General features: G+C 64.3%; 20 protein-coding genes. 10 read left to right on the top strand and 10 right to left on the bottom strand.

Translation table 11 applies throughout. From position 1 onward, the window contains the following. Positions 1-33: 33 nt before the first annotated feature. Positions 34-504: a transcription elongation factor GreA gene (greA, locus tag ACP15W_RS08560; protein ID WP_424932457.1), complete on the bottom strand. Its 471-nt coding sequence runs from the start codon at positions 502-504 to the stop codon at positions 34-36. 345 nt (positions 505-849) lie between these two features. Here greA and ACP15W_RS08555 point away from each other — a divergent pair, with 345 nt between their 5' ends. From ACP15W_RS08555 to ACP15W_RS08545, 3 genes are all read left to right on the top strand, one after another. After that, a complete protein-coding gene (locus ACP15W_RS08555; protein ID WP_424932456.1) occupies positions 850-2,508 on the top strand; it encodes a 4Fe-4S dicluster domain-containing protein in 1,659 nt (552 codons plus the stop codon). 95 nt (positions 2,509-2,603) lie between these two features. After that, positions 2,604-4,307, top strand: a complete 1,704-nt coding sequence (locus ACP15W_RS08550) for a tetratricopeptide repeat protein (RefSeq protein WP_424932455.1) — start codon at positions 2,604-2,606, stop codon at positions 4,305-4,307. Positions 4,308-4,315: 8 nt separating this feature from the next. Next, positions 4,316-5,146 (top strand): 4-(cytidine 5'-diphospho)-2-C-methyl-D-erythritol kinase, encoded by an 831-nt coding sequence (locus ACP15W_RS08545; RefSeq protein ID WP_424932454.1) that lies wholly within the window; start codon positions 4,316-4,318, stop codon positions 5,144-5,146. Between the two features lie 6 nt (positions 5,147-5,152). Here ACP15W_RS08545 and ACP15W_RS08540 read toward each other — a convergent pair whose 3' ends face one another. After that, the gene (locus tag ACP15W_RS08540; RefSeq protein ID WP_424932453.1) at positions 5,153-6,154 is read right to left on the bottom strand and encodes a polyprenyl synthetase family protein; all 1,002 of its coding nucleotides are present in this window, start codon (positions 6,152-6,154) and stop codon (positions 5,153-5,155) included. 48 nt (positions 6,155-6,202) lie between these two features. Between ACP15W_RS08540 and ACP15W_RS08535 the strand changes: the two genes are divergently transcribed. The 4 genes from ACP15W_RS08535 (at position 6,203) to ACP15W_RS08520 (ending at position 8,379) form a co-directional block, all read left to right on the top strand. Further along, a complete protein-coding gene (locus ACP15W_RS08535; RefSeq protein WP_424932452.1) occupies positions 6,203-6,424 on the top strand; it encodes a DUF2007 domain-containing protein in 222 nt (73 codons plus the stop codon). Continuing rightward, entirely contained in the window at positions 6,421-7,185 is a 765-nt protein-coding gene (locus ACP15W_RS08530) for a tRNA1(Val) (adenine(37)-N6)-methyltransferase (RefSeq protein WP_424932451.1), read from the top strand. Before ACP15W_RS08535 ends, ACP15W_RS08530 begins: the two co-directional genes overlap by 4 nt. Positions 7,186-7,267: 82 nt before the next feature. Further along, positions 7,268-8,149: a DMT family transporter gene (locus ACP15W_RS08525; protein WP_424932450.1), complete on the top strand. Its 882-nt coding sequence runs from the start codon at positions 7,268-7,270 to the stop codon at positions 8,147-8,149. Positions 8,150-8,208: 59 nt separating this feature from the next. Next, positions 8,209-8,379 (top strand): YdcH family protein, encoded by a 171-nt coding sequence (locus ACP15W_RS08520; RefSeq protein ID WP_424932449.1) that lies wholly within the window; start codon positions 8,209-8,211, stop codon positions 8,377-8,379. A gap of 581 nt (positions 8,380-8,960) precedes the next feature. On the opposite strand, the gene polA is transcribed toward ACP15W_RS08520, so the two are convergent. The 3 genes from polA to ACP15W_RS08505 all read right to left on the bottom strand — a co-directional run bounded on the left by polA (position 8,961) and on the right by ACP15W_RS08505 (position 12,453). Beyond that, entirely contained in the window at positions 8,961-11,792 is a 2,832-nt protein-coding gene (gene polA / locus ACP15W_RS08515; protein WP_424932448.1) for a DNA polymerase I, read from the bottom strand. 1 nt (position 11,793) lies between these two features. After that, positions 11,794-11,979: a zinc-finger domain-containing protein gene (locus ACP15W_RS08510; RefSeq protein WP_424932447.1), complete on the bottom strand. Its 186-nt coding sequence runs from the start codon at positions 11,977-11,979 to the stop codon at positions 11,794-11,796. Positions 11,980-12,069: 90 nt separating this feature from the next. Next, a complete protein-coding gene (locus ACP15W_RS08505) occupies positions 12,070-12,453 on the bottom strand; it encodes an HIT domain-containing protein (protein WP_424932446.1) in 384 nt (127 codons plus the stop codon). Positions 12,454-12,656: 203 nt separating this feature from the next. Between ACP15W_RS08505 and ACP15W_RS08500 the strand changes: the two genes are divergently transcribed. Both ACP15W_RS08500 and ACP15W_RS08495 read left to right on the top strand, forming a co-directional pair. Further along, positions 12,657-13,157 carry a hypothetical protein gene (locus ACP15W_RS08500; protein ID WP_424932445.1) on the top strand — a complete coding sequence of 167 codons (501 nt, stop codon included), beginning with the start codon at positions 12,657-12,659 and terminating at the stop codon, positions 13,155-13,157. Positions 13,158-13,241: 84 nt separating this feature from the next. Next, positions 13,242-15,521, top strand: a complete 2,280-nt coding sequence (locus ACP15W_RS08495) for a methyl-accepting chemotaxis protein (RefSeq protein ID WP_424932444.1) — start codon at positions 13,242-13,244, stop codon at positions 15,519-15,521. Positions 15,522-15,564: 43 nt separating this feature from the next. Here ACP15W_RS08495 and ACP15W_RS08490 read toward each other — a convergent pair whose 3' ends face one another. The 5 genes from ACP15W_RS08490 to nth all read right to left on the bottom strand — a co-directional run bounded on the left by ACP15W_RS08490 (position 15,565) and on the right by nth (position 19,530). Then, positions 15,565-16,032, bottom strand: a complete 468-nt coding sequence (locus tag ACP15W_RS08490; protein WP_424932443.1) for a PRC-barrel domain-containing protein — start codon at positions 16,030-16,032, stop codon at positions 15,565-15,567. A 126-nt stretch (positions 16,033-16,158) separates the two neighbouring features. Continuing rightward, the gene (locus ACP15W_RS08485) at positions 16,159-16,686 is read right to left on the bottom strand and encodes a DUF421 domain-containing protein (protein ID WP_424932442.1); all 528 of its coding nucleotides are present in this window, start codon (positions 16,684-16,686) and stop codon (positions 16,159-16,161) included. Positions 16,687-16,873: 187 nt separating this feature from the next. Beyond that, positions 16,874-17,680 (bottom strand): hypothetical protein, encoded by an 807-nt coding sequence (locus tag ACP15W_RS08480; protein WP_424932441.1) that lies wholly within the window; start codon positions 17,678-17,680, stop codon positions 16,874-16,876. A 201-nt stretch (positions 17,681-17,881) separates the two neighbouring features. Then, positions 17,882-18,889 (bottom strand): adenosine kinase, encoded by a 1,008-nt coding sequence (locus tag ACP15W_RS08475; protein WP_424932440.1) that lies wholly within the window; start codon positions 18,887-18,889, stop codon positions 17,882-17,884. Beyond that, a complete protein-coding gene (gene nth / locus ACP15W_RS08470; protein WP_424932439.1) occupies positions 18,886-19,530 on the bottom strand; it encodes an endonuclease III in 645 nt (214 codons plus the stop codon). Before nth ends, ACP15W_RS08475 begins: the two co-directional genes overlap by 4 nt. A gap of 133 nt (positions 19,531-19,663) precedes the next feature. Between nth and ACP15W_RS08465 the strand changes: the two genes are divergently transcribed. Further along, positions 19,664-20,515, top strand: a complete 852-nt coding sequence (locus ACP15W_RS08465; RefSeq protein ID WP_424932438.1) for a methylated-DNA--[protein]-cysteine S-methyltransferase — start codon at positions 19,664-19,666, stop codon at positions 20,513-20,515. Positions 20,516-20,711: the final 196 nt, after the last annotated feature.

The raw sequence follows: 20,711 nt of genomic DNA, 5'->3' as shown, positions 1-20,711 counted from the left end.
CTCATGCGTGGCTCGCCTCTGCTCGGGTTTGCGTCAGATATACTCGACCGACAGGACCTCGTAGGACCTCACGCCGCCGGGCGTGCGAACCTCCACGCTGTCACCTTCTTCCTTCCCGATCAATGACCGTGCGAGCGGTGACTTCATGTTGAGCAGACCCTGCTCGATATTCGCCTCGGCCTCGCCCACGATCTGGTAGGTCTTTTCCTCGTCGGTATCCTCGTCCACGAGCTTGACCGTCGCGCCGAACTTGATCGAACCCGACATGCGCTTGGGGTCGATCACGTCGCTGCGGCCGATCAGCCCTTCCAACTCGCGGATCCGCCCCTCGATGAAGCTCTGCTTCTCGCGCGCCGCGTGATATTCCGCGTTCTCGCTCAGATCGCCATGTTCGCGCGCCTCCGCGATGGCCGCGATCACCGCCGGCCGCTCGACGCTCTTGAGGTGCTTCAGCTCCGCGTCAAGCTTCGCGAAACCCTTGGTCGTCAGCGGGATTTTTTCCATTCTCGTTTTCCTCATGCGCCTGCCCTTCAACGGGCGCCAAATAGAAGAACAGGCCGAAGCCCCTGGCCTCGGCCTGACCTCGCGAACATTCCTCCGCGAACGGGGAGGATAGGAAAGGCGTTCAGGCTGCGCAAGCGCATCGAATGCCCAAAACCGCCCCATCCCGCCCTGCAGGGCCAAAAACTGCCGCATGGAACGCGAACCTCCGCCCTTCCGGCCCGTTTCGCCCTTCGAAAAGGGCGTGTTCTCCCCATGCTGCGCTGCGGAAGAATTTGACCGCGCGCCTCCGATTGCGATACGCAATGCGCCAGCAAGCCAGGAAACGAGCAATGGGGAACGGTGGGTATGGCCGAGATTGAACGCGAAGCGATGGAATACGATGTCGTCATCGTCGGCGCGGGCCCCGCTGGCCTCTCGGCCGCGATCCGGCTCAAGCAGCTCGACCCCGATCTCGAGGTGGTCGTCCTCGAGAAGGGTTCCGAGGTCGGCGCGCACATCCTCTCTGGCGCGGTGCTCGATCCCTGCGGCCTCGATGCCCTGATCCCCGACTGGGAGGAGCGCGGTGCCCCGCTCAAGACGGAAGTGACCGAGGACCGCTTCTACATGCTCGGGCATTCCGGCAGCATCCGCGTCCCCAACTGGCCCATGCCCTCGCTGATGGACAACCACGGCAACTATATCGTCTCCATGGGCAACGTCTGCCGCTGGATGGCGGAACAGGCCGAGGAACTCGGCGTCGAGATCTTCCCCGGCATGGCCGCGAGCGAGATCGTCTGGGGCGAAAACGATGAGGTGCGCGGTGTCGTGGCCGGCGAATTCGGGCTGGACCCGAACGGCGAGCCGGGGCCGAACTACGAACCCGGCATGGAGCTTCTGGGCAAATACGTCTTCATCGCCGAAGGCGTCCGAGGCAGCCTCGCCAAGCAGATCATCGCGAAATACAATCTTTCCGAAGGCCGCGAGCCGCAGAAATACGGCCTTGGCATGAAGGAGATCTGGGAGGTCCGCCCGGAGGTCCACCGCGAAGGCCAGGTCACCCACACCATGGGCTGGCCGCTGGGCAAGAACGCCGGCGGCGGCTCCTTCATGTATCACCTTGAGAACAATCAGGTCTACGTGGGCTTCGTCGTCCACCTGAACTACGAGAACCCCTATCTCTATCCCTACATGGAATTCCAGCGCTTCAAGCACCATCCGCTGATCGCCGAGGTGCTCAAGGGGGGCAAGCGCATCGCATACGGTGCGCGTGCGATCTCCGAAGGCGGCTGGCAGTCCATGCCAAAGCTCACCTTCCCCGGCGGGGCGCTGCTCGGCTGTTCCGCCGGCATGGTCAACGTGCCGCGCATCAAGGGCAACCACAACGCCATGCTCTCGGGCAAGGCCGCGGCGGAAGCCGCCCATGAAGCCATCACCTCGGGCCGTGCCAGCGACGAACTGACAGCCTATTCCCAAGCCGTGGAAACCGGTCCCATCGCAGACGATCTCAAGCCCGTGCGCAACGTCAAGCCGCTCTGGTCCGGCTACGGCCTCGGCACATCGCTGGTCGCTGGCGGCTTCGACATGTGGTGGAACTCGTTCTTCAAGAACCGCTCGCTCTTCGGCTCAATGAAGCACGGCAAGTCCGACGCCGAAGCCACCCGGCGCGCGAAATACTACGAGCCCATCGACTACCCCAAGCCCGATGGTGTGCTTTCCTTCGACCGGCTGACCAATGTCGCATTCTCCTTCACCAACCACGACGAGAACCAGCCCTGCCACCTCAAGCTCGGCATGGATGACATTCCGGTGGAAATGAATCTGCCGCGCTACGACGAACCGGCGCAGCGCTACTGCCCGGCTGGCGTCTACGAGGTTCTGACCGACGACGATGGGTCCAATCCGCGGTTCCAGATCAACTTCCAGAACTGCGTCCACTGCAAGACCTGCGACATCAAGGACCCGGCGCAGAACATCAACTGGACCACGCCCCAGGGCGGAGACGGGCCGAACTACCCGAACATGTAGGCGGCCATACCTCGCCGGAGGGCGATTTCCCGCGATTGCAACGGGGCGGATAGCGGAATAGGCTCTGTCTCTGTTGTAATCGGGAGATCGAACCCTTGATCCGAGTATTGGCCCGTCTGGGCTGTCAGGCCGTTTGTGTTTCCGCCCTGCTTCTGGGCGCCCCGAAGGTCGAAGCGGCGAATCTCTCCGGCGCCTATCTCGCGGCCACCCAGGCCGACATGCGCGACGACTACGCTCAGGCAGCGGACTACTATGTCCAGGCCCTGATGCTGGATCCCGACAACCTGGAGCTGATCCAGAGCGCGGTGGTGATGGAAGTCGCCAAGGGGGATGTCGAGGCCGCGAGCGCGCTTGCCGCGAAGCTCGAAGAGGCCATGCCCGACAACCAGATCGCCGTGCTCGTTCTGATCGCCGATGCGCTCGCGCTCGAGGATTTCGAGGAAGCGAGCGAGCTGCTCGAGAACCGCAGCGGAGAGGTCAATCCGCTCCTTCTCGGCCTTGCCCGTGGCTGGATTGCCGTCGGCCAACAGGATTTCGCCGTCGCGCGGGAACGGTTCGACGAAATGGGCGGCAACAACGCGCTCGGCGCCTACGGCCAGTATCACAAGGCACTGGCTCTGGCCTTCGCCGGTGATTTCTCCTCCGCCGAGACCATCATGGCCGGTGGCAGCAACGGCCCGCTCCATGTGGATCGCAGTGCGCTGGCGGCCCATGCCCAGATCCTCGCCCAGATCGGACGGGAGAACGAGGCCATCGCGCTGCTCGACGATGTGCTCTCCGCCGGTTTCCCGGATGCCGCACTGACAACCCTGCGCGACAGGCTCGCCGCGGGTGAGGAGGTCGCCTTCACCGAAGTGCGGTCGGCACGCGAAGGCGCGGCCCAGGCCTTCCAGACGCTCGCCAATGCACTGGCGTCGAGCGAATCCGAGCGCCTGGCCCTGATCCACTCCCGGCTCGCCGCCCACATCAGCCCGTCGCTGGTCGAGGCGGATCTGCTCACCGCCGACATTCTCGAAGCGGAAGGCCAATACGAACTCGCGGAGCAGGCGCTCGACCAGATCCCCGCCGAGTCCGCCTGGTATGTCTCGGCCCAGATCCGGCGGGCGAATGTCGTGCGCCTCGCGGGCGATGCCGATGGCGGCATCGAGATCCTCGCGCAACTGACACAGAGTCACCCCGATAATGTCGAGACTCATTCGTCCTTGGGCGATGCCCTACGCAACGCCGACCGGTTCGAGGAGGCCGCCGGCGCCTACAGCGATGCGCTGGCACTCATCGACGCACCGCAGCCGCCCCATTGGGTGTTGTTCTATTCCCGCGGTATCTCCAACGAGCGGGCAGGGGACTGGGAAGCGGCGGAGGCCGATTTTCTCGCCGCACTCCGGCTCGAGCCGGATCAGCCGCTGGTGCTGAACTATCTCGGCTATTCCATGGTCGAGAAGAAGGAGAACCTCGACGAGGCACTCGCCATGATCGAGAAGGCCGTCGAAGCCCGCCCCGATGATGGCTACATCACCGATTCGCTGGGCTGGGTGCTCTATCGCCTCGGCCGGGTCGAGGAAGCCGTGCCGCACATGCTGCGTGCCGTCGAACTCACCCCCGACGATCCCGTCATCAACGATCACCTCGGCGATGTGCTCTGGCTCGTGGGCCGCGAACGGGAAGCCGAATTCCAGTGGCGCCGCGCGCTTTCCTTCGGCCCTGCTCCGGATCTCGACATGGAGCGGATCCGCCGCAAGCTCGATATCGGCCTCGACCGCGTACTCGCCGAGGAAGAAGACGCACAGCAGGACGGCTGACAGCCCCCATGCCTGTCCTTGAGGAATTCGCGCCCGCAAAAGTCAATCTCGCGCTGCATGTCACCGGCCGTCGCGCCGATGGCTACCACCTGCTCGACAGCCTCGTGGTCTTTCCCGTGCTGGGGGACAAGGTCGTGGCCAAACCGGCCCCGGACCTCTCGCTCACCATCACCGGCCCCTTCTCCGGTGGGTTGTCCGAGGAACCCGACAACCTCGTCCTGCGTGCCGCGCGCCTTTTCGAGGGCTGTGGTGCAGCACTCACGCTGGAGAAGAACCTCCCCGTCGCGAGCGGGATCGGCGGGGGCTCGGCGGATGCCGCCGCGACCCTTCGCCTGATGGCCCGTCTGCACGACATGCCGCTTCCGGCCCCCGAGGCGATCCTGGCACTCGGGGCCGACCTTCCGGTCTGCGTCCAATCGCGATCCGCCCGCATGTCGGGAATCGGCGAGATCATCGAGCCGCTCGACCTTCCGCCGTTCTGGCTGGTGCTCGTCAATCCGCGCCTGCCGGTTCCGACTGGCGCTGTCTTCAAGTCGCTCGCGAGCAGGGACAATCCGCCCCTCGCGCCGCTGCCGCCCCGTCCCGATTTCGAAACGCTCGCGGGCCAACTCGCAGCGGCCCGCAACGATCTCGAGCCACCGGCGCGCAGCGTTCAGCCCGTCATTTCGGAGGTGCTCGCCGCCCTCGACACGCAACCGGGATGCCGCCTCGCGCGCATGTCCGGTTCGGGGGCCACCTGTTTCGGACTGTTCGCAGGGGAAACGCAGGCCCGCAGCGCCGCCAGTGCCATCGCCCGGGCGCAACCCGGATGGTGGGTCGAGGCCGCCGAAGCCTGCTAAATTGGTTCAGGTAATCCGTTCGACCACGAAATCCGCCAGATCGTGCAGCATGTCGCGCAGCGCACCCGCCGGAAGCCGTGAGAGAGCCGCCTTCGCCCGATCTGCATGGGCAAGGGCCGCGGCCCGCGTCGCTTCGAGCGCGCCATGCTTTGTCATGAGCGCGATCGCTTCCTCGAGATCGCCGTCCCGCTGGTCGCCCTTCGCGATGACCCGTCCCCAGAACGAACGCTCCTCCGCATCCGCCGCCGCCACCGCCTTGATGACCGGCAGCGACATCTTGCGCTCGCGGAAATCGTCGCCCGTGTTCTTGCCGAGCCGGGCCGAAACCCCGCCGTAATCGAGCAGATCGTCGGTGATCTGGAAACTCACGCCGAGCGCATCGCCGTAATCGTAGAAGGCCCGAACCTCCTCTTCCGGCGCACCGGCCACCACCGCCCCGGCTTCCGTCGCCGCCGAGAACAGCGCCGCCGTCTTGCCGCGGATCACCTGCAGATAGGTCTCCTCGGTGGTCGCGAGGTCCGCCTCCACCACAAGCTGCAACACCTCGCCCTCGGCAATCACCGCAGAGGCCCCGGACAAGATGTCGAGCACCCGGAGCGAACCGGTCTCGACCATCAGCTTGAACGAGCGCGCAAAGAGGTAGTCGCCCACCAGAACGCTCGACTTGTTGTCCCAGAGCAGGTTCGCCGTCGGCCGGCCCCGCCGCTTCTCGCTGGCATCGACCACATCATCGTGCAGCAGAGTTGCCGTGTGAATGAACTCGACTGCCGCCGCCAGCTTCACGTGATCGACACCGCCATAGCCGCAATGCCGCGCGGCCGCGAGGGTCAGCAACGGTCGGATGCGCTTGCCGCCCGCCTCCACCAGATGCGCCGTCACCTCGGGAATGCGCGGCGCGTGCTCGCTTGCCATCCGCTCACGGATGAGCGTGTTGACCGCGTTCATGTCCTCCGCAAGCGCAGATTGCAGGCGTTCGACAGGTGTCTCGATACGCTCTTGAGTGTTCATATGCGTTGGCTCTCGACCTCGGGGCGGGCAGATCCTAATCTGCCGGAGATGAAAGACATTCTCCGTACCACGGACCCCACCGTCATTGCGTTCGGCAGTGCTCTGCTGCGTGCCGAGGGTATAGACTGCTTTGTTCTGGACGTCCATATGAGCATACTGGAAGGCGGGATCGGCCTGTTCCCGCGTCGCCTTGTCGTGGCCGAGCGCGATGCCTTCCGGGCGCGCGCGATTCTGCGCGACAACGGGATCGAGGATCTGGTCGAGACGTGACCTTCACAGACGACGAGTTGACCCGCGACGGGTTCCTGGGCGGGCAGCTTCAGCTCTTTCAGCCGAGGCACGGATACCGGGCCGCGACAGACCCCGTGTTTCTCGCGGCCTTCGCCCCCGTGCGCCCCGGCGAGCGCGTGCTGGACCTCGGCTGCGGCGTCGGCACGGCAGGCCTCTGCCTCGCGCGGCGCGTGGAGGGGGTCGAGCTTCACGGCCTCGAAATCCAGCCACCATACGCCGAACTGGCGCGCCGCAATGCCGCAGAGAACGGGATCGCGATGTGCGTCCATGAAGGCGATCTCGCGAAGCTTCCGTCTGAACTCCGGCAGGTGAGCTTTCACCACGTTCTGATGAACCCGCCCTTCTACCGCGCCGATGACGCAACGGGGCCGGGCGATCCGGGCCGCGATACCGCCCACAGGGAAGGGCAGGTGGACCTCGCCGGCTGGATCGCGACAGGGTTGCGCCGCCTTCTCCCCAAGGGCTGGCTGACGATCGTCCACCGCGTAGAGCGACTGGACGACATTCTTGCCGCGCTTTCGCCCCAAGCGGGTGGAATTGAGATCCTTCCGCTCGCCCCGCGCGAAGGGCGCCCGGCCAATCGCGTGCTCGTCCGGGCGAGAAAAGCCTCGGCCGCGCCCCTTCGCCTACATTTTCCGCTGGTTATCCATCAGGGGAAACGCCATGAGCAAGACGGCAACGATTTCACTGGTGTTGTACAAGATTTATTACTAGGCCGTATGTCGGTCTTGATTGATTAACCTTAAAGAAGCAAAAACGCCTCAAATTGCAACTTAAGGGCGAGTAGAGGAACTGCCCGGTTTCAGCAGTGAGGTGTGAGTGATGCAAACGGGCGTTCTCTTTCTTGTAATGGCGATGCTGCTGACCCCGGCGGTGGATGGGGTTGCGAAGACAATGGCAACCGATCATACGCCGATGATGATCGCCTTTCTCCGCTACCTCTGCGCCGGAATGATCGCATGTTCCATCGCGCTCATGAGCGGGCGGAAGATCGTCGTCCCCCGCCAGGATCGCCTGGGCCAGGTCTGGCGCACTGCCCTTATCATGGGGGCAATGGTTTCGCTCATCACCGCACTTGGCATGGTCCCGATGGCCAAGGCGGTCGGCGGTTTCCTCATTGCACCGATCGTCTCCGGGCTTCTGGGCATTCTCGTCTGGAAGGAAAACCCCACGCCGCTGCGCCTCGGCGGCTCCGCGATCAGCTTCGTCGGTGCGGCGATCCTGATGCGCCCCGAAGCCGGCATCGAACTCGGCGCGGTCTTCTCCCTTCTGGGCGGCGCGCTGCTTGGCACCTATCTTGCGGCCACCCGCGGCGCGACAACGAAGACCGATGCGCTCTCGACCCTCGCCGTCCAGTCGCTGCTCGGCTCCTTCATGATCGCGCCCTTCGCCTTCGCCAGCGGCCTTCCCGCGCTCTCCGCCTCTCTCGTGATCGGCGCCGTGGCCCTGGGCGGTGTCTCCGCGATCTGCCACTTCCTGACCGTCGCCGCCTACCAGCGCGCCGAGGCGACCGTGCTCGCACCCTTCCTCTACTTCAACCTGCTGACAGCGATGGCGGTCGGCTTCTTCTGGTTCGGCGAGTCGCTCGGTCTGGTGAGTCTTCTCGGTCTTTTCGCCATCGCGACGGGCGGTCTTCTGACCCTGATTCCCGAGCGAAAATTCCGCCTCGCCTTTACGGCGAATTTGCGACACAGGATCGCGTGACAGAAGTATGAAATCGTGCTTTACTCCGGTGGTTGTTCCGAAACAGCATGGAGGAAAACATGAGCATGAGTTCCCATCTGTCTGAGCTGAGGAAAAAGCACCAGACGCTTTCGGAAGTGATCGAAACCGAACAGCGACGACCGGCTTCCGACGATCTCGACATCAAGCAACTCAAGCTCCAGAAGCTTCATCTGAAGGAAGAGATCGAGCGATTGTCCGCTCTGGTCTGACCCAACGCAGAATTTTGTGAAGACAGGGTGGGGGCGCCTGATCTCTAACAGCCCCCGATCTGCCAGCAAGCGTAATAATATTGCGCAATGATAATGAACCGGCATCCCATGGCAGGTTTGCCGGTTTCGACCCCCACAAGATCAACATCTTGATCAGCTGCCACTGGCCTGCGCCCTCCCAGTAGGGCGCAGCCTTCGATTTGCGGTCCGATGAGCTTGGGCCGATCATTGCGGTCTCGTGATATCGAGGGCCAGTTCCACGACTTTCCCGTGACGTCGCGCCGCCCGGCGTGCATCTTGCGTATATCGTAATGCGATCATCAGTTGGTAGGCGCAACGCGCATCGCTCATGCCGCGCCGATGTTCGGCCATGTGAGCCGAAGGATGATCTTGGCTGGAAGCCCCCGGCAGGGAGCCCGAAACCGACGCGCTGCCATACCGAATCCATATCCGAACCATATCGAATCCATACGGCCCGATACCGGCAGTTCCGCGCCATCGGCCCGACAGATCTGCAGATCACATTTTCGTTGGGGAAGGGTCGAAACGGCGCCACGTACAGTCGCGCCGCGCCGGCTCTTTCAGTGCGCCTTGGCCCAGTTCGGCCCGGTTCCCGCATCGACGACCAGCGGCACGGAGAGATCCACCGCGGGCATCGCCGCGCCTTCCATCACCTTGCGCACTGCCGCGATCGTGTCCTCGACCGCGCTTTCCTCGACCTCGAAGACCAGCTCGTCATGGACCTGAAGCAGCATCTTCGCCGGCAGTTTCTCGATGGCTTCCGGCACCCGGATCATCGCCCGCCGGATCACATCCGCCGCTGAGCCCTGGATCGGCGCATTGATTGCCGCCCGCTGCGCGAAAGCTGCCTTCGGCCCCTTGGCGGAAATCTGCGGCGTATGGATCTTTCGCCCGAACAGCGTCTCGACGAATTGGTTCTCCTTCGCAAACGCCTTTGTCCGATCCATGTATTCGCGAATGCCCGGAAAGCGTTCGAAATAGGTGTCGATGAACTCTTTTGCCTGATCGCGCGGAATACGCAGGTTGTTCGCCAGCCCGAAGGCCGAAATGCCGTAGATCACGCCGAAATTGATCGCTTTCGCCTGCCGCCGGACCATCGGGTCCATACCCTCCACCGGCACGCCGAACATCTCGGAGGCGGTCATGGCATGGATGTCGAGCCCATCTCGGAACGCCTGTTTCAACGCTTCGATATCGGCCACATGCGCGAGGATGCGCAGCTCGATCTGCGAATAGTCGAGGCTAACCAGAACCCGACCCTCCGGCGCGATGAAGGCCTCGCGGATGCGCCGCCCCTCCTCGGTCCGAACGGGAATGTTCTGCAGGTTCGGATCGGTCGAGGCGAGCCGCCCCGTCGCCGCCCCCGAAATCACGTAGGACGTATGCACCCGCCCCGTGTCGGGATTGATGTGCTCTTGCAGCGAGTCCGTGTAGGTCGATTTCAGCTTCGAGACCTGCCGCCAGTCGAGCACCCGCGCGGGCAGATCGTGTCCCTGTGCGGCCAGCGTCTCCAGCACATCCGCGCCCGTGGCATAGGCGCCTGTCTTGCCCTTCTTGCCGCCCTCGAGCCCCATCTGGTCGAAGAGCACCTCGCCGAGCTGTTTCGGGGAGCCCACGTTGAACTTGCCGCCCGCCAGTTCGTGGATCTCCTCCTCGAGCTGCGCCATCTTCTGCGCAAACGCCCCCGACATGCGAGACAGGTGATCGCGGTCGACCTTCACACCCGCCATCTCCATCTTCGCCAGCACCGGGATGAGCGGCCGCTCCATGGTCTCGTAGACACGGGTCACGCGCGCGTAGGGCAGGCGGGGCTTGAGCGTCTCCCAGAGCCGCCAGGTGATCTCGGCATCCTCCGCGGCATAGGCGCTGGCATCCTCCACCGGCACCTTGTCGAAGGTGATCGCGGATTTGCCCGAGCCCAGGAGCGGCTTGATCGGGATCGGCGTGTGCCCGAGATAGGTCTCCGAGAGCATGTCCATCCCGTGGCCGTGCAGCCCGGAGTGCAGCGCGAAGGAGATCAGCATCGTATCGTCGATGGGCGCCACTTCGACGCCATGACGCGAGAAGATCTTCGCGTCGTATTTCATGTTCTGGCCGATCTTGAGAACGCTCGGGTCTTCCAGAACAGGCTTCAGGATCTCCAGCGCTTCCTCAAGGCTCATCTGGCCCTCGGCGCGCTTGCCCGCACCGAAGAGATCGCCGTCGCCCTTTTCCACATGCCCGACCGGCACGTAACACCCCGTTCCGGCCCCAACCGAAAGCGAAATGCCCACGAGATCCGCCACCATCTCGTCAAGACCGGTAGTTTCGGTATCCACCGCCACCACGCCGCGTTCCCGGATACGTTCGACCCAGGTCTCCAGAGCCGCGCGGTCGCGAACCGTCTCGTAGTCAGCCGTGCTGAACTCGGGAAAGCTCGATGTCGCAGGGCCGGACCAGCCCTCGCCGTCGCCCGCCGAACTGCTGGCAGACGGCACGGGCTTGCTCTCGATCACCGGCGGCTCGACGTCGAATTTCGACGCAACCCGGCTCGAGAGCGTGCGGAACTCCATCTCCGCAAGGAAGGTCAGAAGTTTCTCAGGGTCGGGCTCGCGCACCTCCAACTCGTCCAATGTCTCGTCGAGCGGCGTGTCGCACTTGAGCGTCACCAACTCGCGCGAGATCCGGATCTGGTCGGCGAACTCGATCAGCGTCTGCCGGCGCTTGGGCTGCTTGATCTCCTCGGCGCGCGCCAGAAGCGTGTCAATGTCGCCGTATTGCTCGATGAGCAGCGCCGCCGTCTTCACGCCGATCCCCGGCGCACCGGGCACGTTGTCCACCGAATCGCCTGCCAGCGCCTGCACATCGACCACCTTCTCGGGCGCGACGCCGAACTTCTCGCGCACCTCGTCCGGGCCGATGGTGCGGGCCTTGATCGGGTCGAGCATCTCGATCCCGCCGCCCACCAGCTGCATCAGGTCCTTGTCCGAGGAGATGATCGTCACGCGCCCCCCGGCTTCCCGCGCGAGGCAGCCATAGGTCGCGATCAGATCGTCGGCCTCATAGCCTTTCTTCTCGATGCAGGGCAGGTTGAAGGCGCGTGTCGCATCCCGGATGAGCGAGAACTGCGGCCGCAGATCCTCGGGCGGCTCCGGGCGCTGGGCCTTGTATTCAGGGTAGATGTCGCTGCGGAAGGTCTTGCCGGAATGGTCGAAGATCACCGCCACATGGGTCGGCGCGTCCGAGCCCTTGGCATCCTCCACCATCTTGAAGACCATGTTGCAGAATCCCGCGACCGCCCCGATGGGCAGGCCGTCGGACTTCCGCGTGAGCGGCGGCAAGGCGTGATAGGCCCGGAAGATGAACCCCGAGCCGTCGATCAGATGCAGGTGGTGACCCTTGCCGAACGCCACGTCAGTGGTCCGAGGAAGCCGCGCCGGGCTTCAGCACGTATTTCCGGTCGCAGTAGCCGCATTCGACGAACCCGGTCTTGGGATCGATCGACAGCCAGACGCGCGGGTGGCCGAGCGCGCCGACACCTCCGTCGCAGGCGATACGGGTCGAGGTCACTTCGATGACTTCCGGGGCGGGGATGCTCATGGCTGGCTCCGTCAGGCTGCGTCTTGTCTCATGCCTTCCTTAGCGCGGCGGCGTGGCGGCGGGCAATGGCCCGCGCACATCCCGCGGCGATCAGGCCGGGTTGACCAGCATCGCGCCGAGCGAGCGTCCGGCCATCAGATGCATATGGAAATGCGGAACCTCCTGATGGGCATGATCGCCGGAATTGCCGATGAGGCGATAGCCCGGCCCGTCCGCACCGGGCGCCACGCCCAGATCATGGCTCAGCTTCGCCAGCGTGCGATAGAAATCGAGGATCTCCGCGTCGCTCGCCTCCAGCCCGAAATGGTCGGAGTTCACGTATGGGCCCTTCGGGATCAGCAGCACATGCAGCGGGGCCTGCGGGCGGATGTCGTGAAAGGCGAGCGTATGCTCGGTTTCGTGGACCGTCTTGTTCGGGATCTCGCCGCGAAGGATCTTCGCGAAGATGTTCTCGTCATCGTAATCGTACGCCATGCTCAAATCTCCCCACAGTCATTCATGTGGCTGTAGCAAGGCGCAAAACGCCGCCCCGTCAAGGACCAAATCCGGCTCCGGGCAATACTGCCCGAAATAGGCGGCGGTCTGGCCGCTCAACCACCCCGCCGCAGGTCATACTCTTTTAAATTCTGCGAAGTATTGCTCAGCACCGAAGAAACTGTTCGCCTGGGAGTATAGTGATGAAACGTGCCGCCCTGTCCCTCCTCATGTTGGCTACGGCGCTGCCGGTGCATGCGTTCGATGCCGACGAATACCGCGCAATCGTCAGCGATACGATCGTGCAGGTCAATTCCGGCAATATCGACGTCGCGGCTCTTCAGGAAAACCAGAAGCAGTTGATGGCGATCGGGATGGAGGCCGCGAAGGAATACGCGGCAGAACACCCCGAGTCCGCGGAACTCATGAACTTCGTGGCCGACAACGCCGACAGCATGCTTGAGATGAACCTCGAAGAGCTGGAAACCGCTTGGCACGATGGCGAGATATACGGAGACGCCGGCATCGATATCGATGCTTACGACCATTTTGGTGAAGAGCTCGGGATCACCGAGTCGATCGTCCATCCCGCGACAGCCTACGTCGCGCTCGGGGAATACGGCAGGACCGGCGATGATATGAACCTCATGCAGGTGAAGGACGAGCTTTCGGCGGCCGTCGAACACATGGATCACATGCACTGAGCTGGACTGACCCTTCGGCCCTTCAGTCCGACCCATGAGGTTGGACGACGCGCCGAATATGATGCCAGAGAAGGTTCCGGACTCATGATAGTAAACTCGATTTCCAGACAGCTGACCGTGTCCTTCGGCCTTGTCATGGCCGCGGCCGCGGCAATTGGCCTGGTCGGTGTCATCGGAACCTTTTCGATCGTCTCCACGATCTCGTCGGTGGTCGAACACGAAGTGCATGACGCGACCCATACGGTGCATCAGGTCGAGACGGCCACGGCGCTCGAAACGGCCGTTCTGTCTCATGTCGCGAGTCCGCTTCAGGATAGCGAATCTGAGGCGGAGATCCGGCGCGCGTTCGCGGCATTCGTGGAGGAGATCTCCCATGTTCCCGCCATCAGTTCCCAGTTCGACGTGGACGAGCTTTCTGCCCGGATAGATGCTGCGCTCGGCAGTCACGCGGATCTGGCCGCATACTACTTCGTCGGGGACGATCGCGTGATGAACGTGGCCGCGTTTCTCAACCGGGTGGCGGTCGACAATGCGCGATACATGAAGTCCCTCGACGATGCCGCCCGGTTCGGGGTCTTCGACGGCATATCGACCGACCCGAGCCAGACACTCTTCGCGCGCTGGAAGCGGACCTTCACCGCTGCGGATCCGGTTCTGGAAGAGAAGCTGCAGGCCTATGGCGCGGCGGAAGCCGCCATGTTGACCTATGCCGGCGAAAGGGTTGTCGGCAATCCTGACAAGGCCGAGTCCTATCTCGTTCGCTTGAAGACCCGACGGTTGACGAAGGTGGATCGCAGCCTGCTCGATGCCGCGACCTACGCGGAAGAGGGCCTCAGCCAGGCCGTAGCGATCAATTCCGAAACTGTATCCGATCTTCGCGAAGCCCTCCACGATCTTGTTCTCGCGATCAACGAACTCCAGCAAACCGCCTCCGAGGGAATGACCACCAAACTGAATCAGGTCACGGAGCGCGCCTGGATCACGATGGGCGTGATGGCCGCCGTATTTGCCGCCGGTTTTGCCGTGGCATTCGTCAGCGCACAGGTCACGACGCGTCGGATCGGAACGCCGCTGCGCCAGTTGTCAGGGACCATCGAGGCGCTGGCCGAACGGAATTTCAACACCATTGTTCCCTTCAAGGATCGCAAGGACGAGATCGGGGCCATCGCAATGGCAGCCGAGGTCTTCCGCGAAAGCGGGATCGAACGGAGACGGCTCGAGCGCGAACGGGAAGAGACTCGCGCCCGCGAGGAGCGCGAGAGGTTGGAGCGCATCGAGGCCGAACATGCGCGTGAGCGCGAAGCCGAGGAACACAAGCGCGAGGAAGAGGCGCGCCACCGGGCCGCGGAGGAGGCCGAAGCGGCGCGGCTGGCAGAGATCCGCGCCAAGGCCGAGGCGGAGCGCCAGGCGCGCCTTGCCGAGCAGACCCGTGTGGTCGAGCGGCTTGCGCTCGGGCTTCGCCAGCTTGCGGAAGGGGATCTCGATTCGCAGATTTCCGACGATTTCGGTGAGGGCTACGAGCGGTTGCGCAAGGATTTCAACCTTGCCGTGAGCCGGCTTGCCCAGGTCATCCGGGATCTTTCCGGCAGCTCGGCCACGATCGAGCGCAGCGTGGCCTCCCTGTCCGAGGCCGCCGATCAACTGGCGAACCGTACGGAACGCTCGGCGGCGTCCCTGGAGGAAAGCTCCGCAGCCCTGCATCAGCTCACGGAAACGGTGCGGTCCAGCGCAGAGCGGGCCGAATCCACCAACGGTATTGTCCGCGACGCTACCGCCGATGCCGAAAGCAAGAGCGCGCTCGTGGCGAGGGCGGTCGCGGCCATGGGGGAAATCAAGGGGTCGTCGGACAAGGTCGCGAACATCGTTGGCGTCATCGAGGACATCGCCTTCCAGACGAACCTGCTCGCACTCAATGCCGGTGTCGAAGCGGCACGCGCAGGCGATGCGGGCCGGGGCTTCGCGGTGGTCGCCTCCGAAGTCCGGGCTCTGGCCCAGCGGTCATCGACCGCGGCACAGGAAATCCGCGAACTCATCGGCGGCAACGGCGGTCAGATCCGGGAAGGCGTCGATCTCGTCAACCGCGTCGGCGAGGCGCTCGAGGGCATCGTGGGCTCGATTTACAAGATCTCGGGCCTGGTGAGTGAAATCTCCGGGTCGACCAAGGAACAGGTCAGCGGGATCGAGGAGATCAGCCGGTCCGTCACCGAGCTCGACAAGGCGACGCAACAGAATGCCGCGATGTTCTCCCATACCAACGATGCGACCCAGGCGCTGAGCGGGGAGGCCGCCACCCTCGGCGAGACCGTCGCAAAGTTCCGCCTGCCCCAGGGCGGGACAGGCGGCATGATGCTGAAGGCCGGCTAGGGCGCGAAGCCCTCTGCCGGCCCCGATACCGGGACGGTGGAAATCAGTTCCAGAACCCTTCGTCGACGTCCTCCATCGACTCCAGTTCTTCCTCGGTCAGCCGGGTGACATACCCGTATTCGGTGTCGTCCACCGCCACGAGGTTCACGTCGTCCACCTGGATCATCACGTGCTTGTCGCCCACGTCGAGGAACCCGCCGACCTCGGCGACCAGTCCCACCAGCTTACCGTCGGGCGAGAGGACCAGGTCTTCGATCTCCCCGATGCTTTCCCAACTGCTGCCGACCTCATCGTGACGTGTGGTCGGGTCCCAGCTCTGATGGTCCGAAGCATTCATCGTGTAGATCGTGCCATCGGTGATGTCGCGGGTGCGGATCAGCCCGTCATGGGTGGCGTTCGCGCCGCCATCCTCGCTGGCCTGCATCTCTTCCGTATCGACGGACGTATCCTGTGCCATGGCGGCGGTTGCGCTCAGGGCCAGTGCCACTGCGGTTGCGGTCATGAACTTCATTGTCATCTCCCTTCTCGCATTGTGCATACTCGCCCAACGAGTGAAGCCAGCGACGGTTCCGAAAAAATTCCGGAAAATCCCGAGCCGGAACCGCTTCGGAATGGTTCGGTCCAGGCCGTCCGCGCCCTAACCCCCCACGGAGAGACCGGCGCGCGCATAATTCGCGTTCCCGCCACCTTCGGGGCGCGGGATCACGCTGAAGGAGCCGTCGCTCTCAAGGATCACGGCCGCCACCTCGTCGGGATCGGAGGTCGGACTGGTGCGGATGACGGTCATCAGTTCGTCCTGCGTGACACGCTCCCTGCGCAGCGCATCGACGCAGATCTCTCCGTCCCGCATGAGAAGCTGCGGCTCGGAGCGCACCAGCCGCGCCACCTTGCGTGACCGCACGGAGGCATAGGCAACGATCCACTGCAATCCGATCAGCGTCGCGAACGCCGTCACGCCTTCGGCCAGCGCCACATCCGAAGAAAGGAGGACAGTCGCCAGCGTCGAGCCGATGGCGACGGTGACGACAAGATCGAAGGCGTTGAGCTTTGCCAGCGTCCGCTTGCCCGAACTGCGCAGCGCCGCGACGAGAAGGCCATAGGCCAGCGTGCCCACCAGGATCGTGCGCAGGATCCCACCCCATCCCTGGAAAAGCATGTCGGTCATGTCTCGCATCTCCCTCTGCTGATGAAACCACCAGACGACATGCCGCCCCCGCGCGGAGAAACAACCCTTGGCCTGTGGCTTGACGCGTGCCGGGGGAGCTGCGGCCCCTTGCAGGATTTATGGCAAACTCCGTGGCCGGACCTGCACTACGGCACATGGTTGCAGAAGCTGGGCACTGTGGCGCGCATCACCGCGTGAAGCTTTGCGCGCCGTCTGGCTGGGCGATTCCGGAACGGACATCGGGCCGAAGGCGAAGGCCGCAGCGCTCGATCATCCGGCAGGAGGGCACGTTGCTCGTCCGCGCAAATTCCTGCACCGTATGCGCTCCGAGGTCATCGACCGCCCCCTTCAATGCGAGGGCATTGGCCCAAACTCCGACACCCCGATTCCGCAGATCCTCTCGGACCGCGACCAATCCTGCCCAGGCCGAGGCCCTGTGCGCGCTGAACCGATTGTAGGGAAAATAGGAGAAGGCAGTTGCAGCGACCGAGCAATCCTCAGGGTCGAGCAAGACAGCCAGCGTCGATGGTCCCGCGCTTCCCGACAGAACCTGCGCAGGGAAGGGCGCCACACCGGACTTGGCCATGAAAGCTTGCACGGATCCAAGGAAATCCCCATCGGCGCTCGCAGAGCGCCCAGCTAATGCGAGGTCGTCGCGGGGCAGGCGAAGAATGTCATTGCAGGCTGCCCTGATGTCATCGCGAGACCCATCAAACACATCCCACCAGGTGATGGTGCAACCGATATCCGCGAGGCGGCGTTCGATTTCCGAGCAGTCCTTGAGCGCTATCATGCGGAACGTCATCGCGCCCTCGTCCCGCAATATGGCGCTGATCCGATGCCAGCCAAGCCGATCCGGATCGTCCGTTCCGGCCAGCCGGGCTGCAAAAACGGCTCCCGGTGTCTCGGCGACCGTGTCGGCCGCCGCCAGCGAGCGCGCTTGCAGCTTTCGTTGTGCCTCGCTCCCGTAGAGCCCGTCTTCCGTCCAAGCCATCGTCCCGACCAAGCAAGTGGTCCCGTCAGGATATCACGAACCGCTCTATTCTGCGCGGGGTGATCGATGGCCGTCCGGGCTCGGCTCGGAGGATTTGACGTGTGGTCGACATGTCTCCGCCGCTTCATGCGAGGGCAGACCCCATCATTTGCGCCGAAAGCTGACAGGTCCGGGCAACACACCTCGTGCGGAGCAGTGGCCTCAGGCGGCCTTCTGCGCCAGCCCTTCCTGGGCGAACAATTCCCGCAGATCCTGCTCCGGGCGCGCGCCGATATGGGAGATCACCTCCGCCGCCGCCACGCAGCCCATGCGCAGACAGGTGAGCATGTCGCGGCGCGTGGCCAGCCCGTGCAACAGCCCCGCCGCGAAGAGATCGCCCGCACCTGTCGCATCCACCACACTTGTGGCCGTGGCCGCGGCATGAACGCGCGAACCGCCCGCGATCAGATGCGCACCCTTCGCGCCCACCGTGCAGGCGGTCATGGCGATCTCCGCCTCGGCCCGGTCCATGGCATGGGTCAGATCGTCGGTCTCGAAGAGCGACTTCAACTCGTGCTCGTTGGCCACCACGAGATCCGCATCCGTCCGGATCATGGCGAGAAACGCATCCCGGTGCCGCTCGACGCAGAACGGGTCCGACAGCGTCACCGCCACCTTCCCGCCGGCAGCCTTGCAGGCCCGGATGGCCCGCGCGAAAGCCGCATGGCTGTCCGGCCCGTCGAAGCGGTAGCCTTCGAGGAAGAGCCACTCGGCCTGCGCCATCTGCGCCTCGTCGATATCGGACGCCGAGAGAAACTCCGACACGCCGAGATAGGTGCTCATGGAGCGCTCGCCATCGGGGCTCACCAGCACCATGCAGCGTCCGGTCTCATGGGCATGATCCTTTGGCGCGAAGGGCGTCTCGTAGACCGCGCCCTGCGCACGCAGGTCATGGGCGAAGATCTCGCCCAGCTGGTCGTCCTTCACCTTGCCCACATAGGCCGTCCGTTCGCCGAGCGAGGCGAGGCCTGCAATGGTGTTCGCCGCCGATCCGCCCGACACTTCCCGCGACGGGCCCATGTGCGAATAGAGCTCGACCGCGCGGTCGCGGTCGATCAGCTGCATGATCCCCTTCTCGACCTTGTTCTCGGACAGGAAATCGTCCTCGATCCGCGAAATCACATCCACAATCGCGTTGCCGACACCGACAACCTGAAAAGCTTTGGTCACAGGGTTTTCTCCTCGAATTCGCAGATGTCGCGTATCAGGCACGCCTTGCAGGCGGGTTTACGCGCCGTGCAGACATAGCGCCCGTGCAGGATCATCCAGTGATGGGCATGAAGCTGGTAGGGGGCGGGAACATGGTCCTCGATGGCGCGCTCGACCGCGACGACATCCTTTCCCTTGGCGATTCCGGTGCGGTTGCCCACCCGGAAGATATGCGTGTCCACGGCTTGCGCCGGCATTCGCCACCACATGTTCAGCACGACATTGGCGGTCTTCCTCCCGACACCGGGCAGGGCGTTCAGCGCGGCCCGCGACGAGGGCACTTCGCCGCCAAATTCCTCCACGAGGATACGGCTGAGCTTCATCACGTTCTTGGCCTTGTTGCGGTAGAGCCCGATGGTCCGGATATGCTCGATCAGCCCTTCCTCGCCGAGGTCGAGCATCTTCTGCGGCGTGTCCACCACCTTGAAGAGCGCCTCGGTCGCGCGGTTCACGCCCTTGTCGGTCGCCTGCGCCGAGAGCGCCACCGCGACCAGAAGCGTGTAGGCATTCACATGATTGAGCTCACCCTTGGGCTCGGGCTCCGCCGCATGGAACCGCCGGAAGATCTCCGAGATCGTGGCGTAGTCCAGCTGTTCGGGCATGAAGCTCCCAGTTGTGAAAGGGCCGGTCGGCCCCAATAAGCAGGATTCGGGTGGCCTGAAATCGCCGGGGCGCGCTAACCTCCCACCAATGGCGAGAAGGCCGCATCTTACTGGGATACTGGAATAGCAGGCGATGACCGAACTGCAACCCTATCATTACGGCGTCATGGCGCGCGCGCTCGACGAAATGGCCGCCCGCGCCCCCGAACAGCTCTCTCTCGAGGATGTCGCGGCGGGCGTGGGGCTGAGCCCCGCGCATTTCCAGCGCGTGTTCAGCCAGTGGGTCGGCGTGAGCCCCAAGCGCTACCAGCAGTATCTTGCGCTTGATCACGCCAAGACGCTCCTGGCCGAGCGCCATTCCGTGCTCGATGCCGCGCATGCTTCCGGCTTGTCCGGGGCAGGGCGGCTGCACGATCTCTTCCTGCGCTGGGAGGCGATGAGCCCCGGCGAATATGCCCGCGGCGGCGCGGGGCTGGAAATCGCCTGGGGACAATTCGAAAGCCCCTTCGGCCCGGTGCTGGCCATGGGCACGGGCCGGGGCCTCTGCGGGATTGCCTTCACCTCCGAGACCGGTTGGGACGCCGCGATGGCCGACATGCGGAGCCGCTGGCCGGAAGCGGAGCTCGTCGAGGCGCCGGAGCGGATCGCGGCCTGGGTCGAGGCGGCCTTCGGCGCGGGGGGCGAGGCGCGGATCCACATGATCGGCGCGCCGTTCCAGATCAAGGTCTGGGAGGCCCTGCTGCAGGTGCCCTCGGGCCATGTCACGACCTATTCGGACATCGCCGCCGCGGTGGGAAATCCGCGGGCCGTGCGCGCGGTCGGCACCGCCGTCGGGCGCAACCCGGTGAGCTGGCTCATTCCCTGCCACCGGGCCATGCGCAAATCCGGCGGTCTCGGCGGCTACCACTGGGGCCTCGGGGTCAAACGCGCGATGCTGGCCTGGGAATCCGCACGCTTCGAGGCCGGGGGTGTCGCGGCGGGCTGAGCCGCTCCATCCTGCCTTTGGCCCAAGGCTCGCGCGCGACCCGGAGGTGGGCGCAATCGCGCCCGCCTTGGGGGGCGGGGCGTGCGCGATCCGGGGCTTCGCCCCGCTGAAGCGGTCCAGCAGCTCCTATCTATCGATCCCTTCATGACCGATGCCGCGCGGAACTCGAACGACGGCAAGGGACAGAATTGCTGAC

The organism is Amaricoccus macauensis (genome assembly GCF_049800915.1).
Lineage (GTDB): Bacteria > Pseudomonadota > Alphaproteobacteria > Rhodobacterales > Rhodobacteraceae > Amaricoccus > Amaricoccus macauensis_A.
This window is presented reverse-complemented; position numbering and strand designations above follow the sequence as displayed.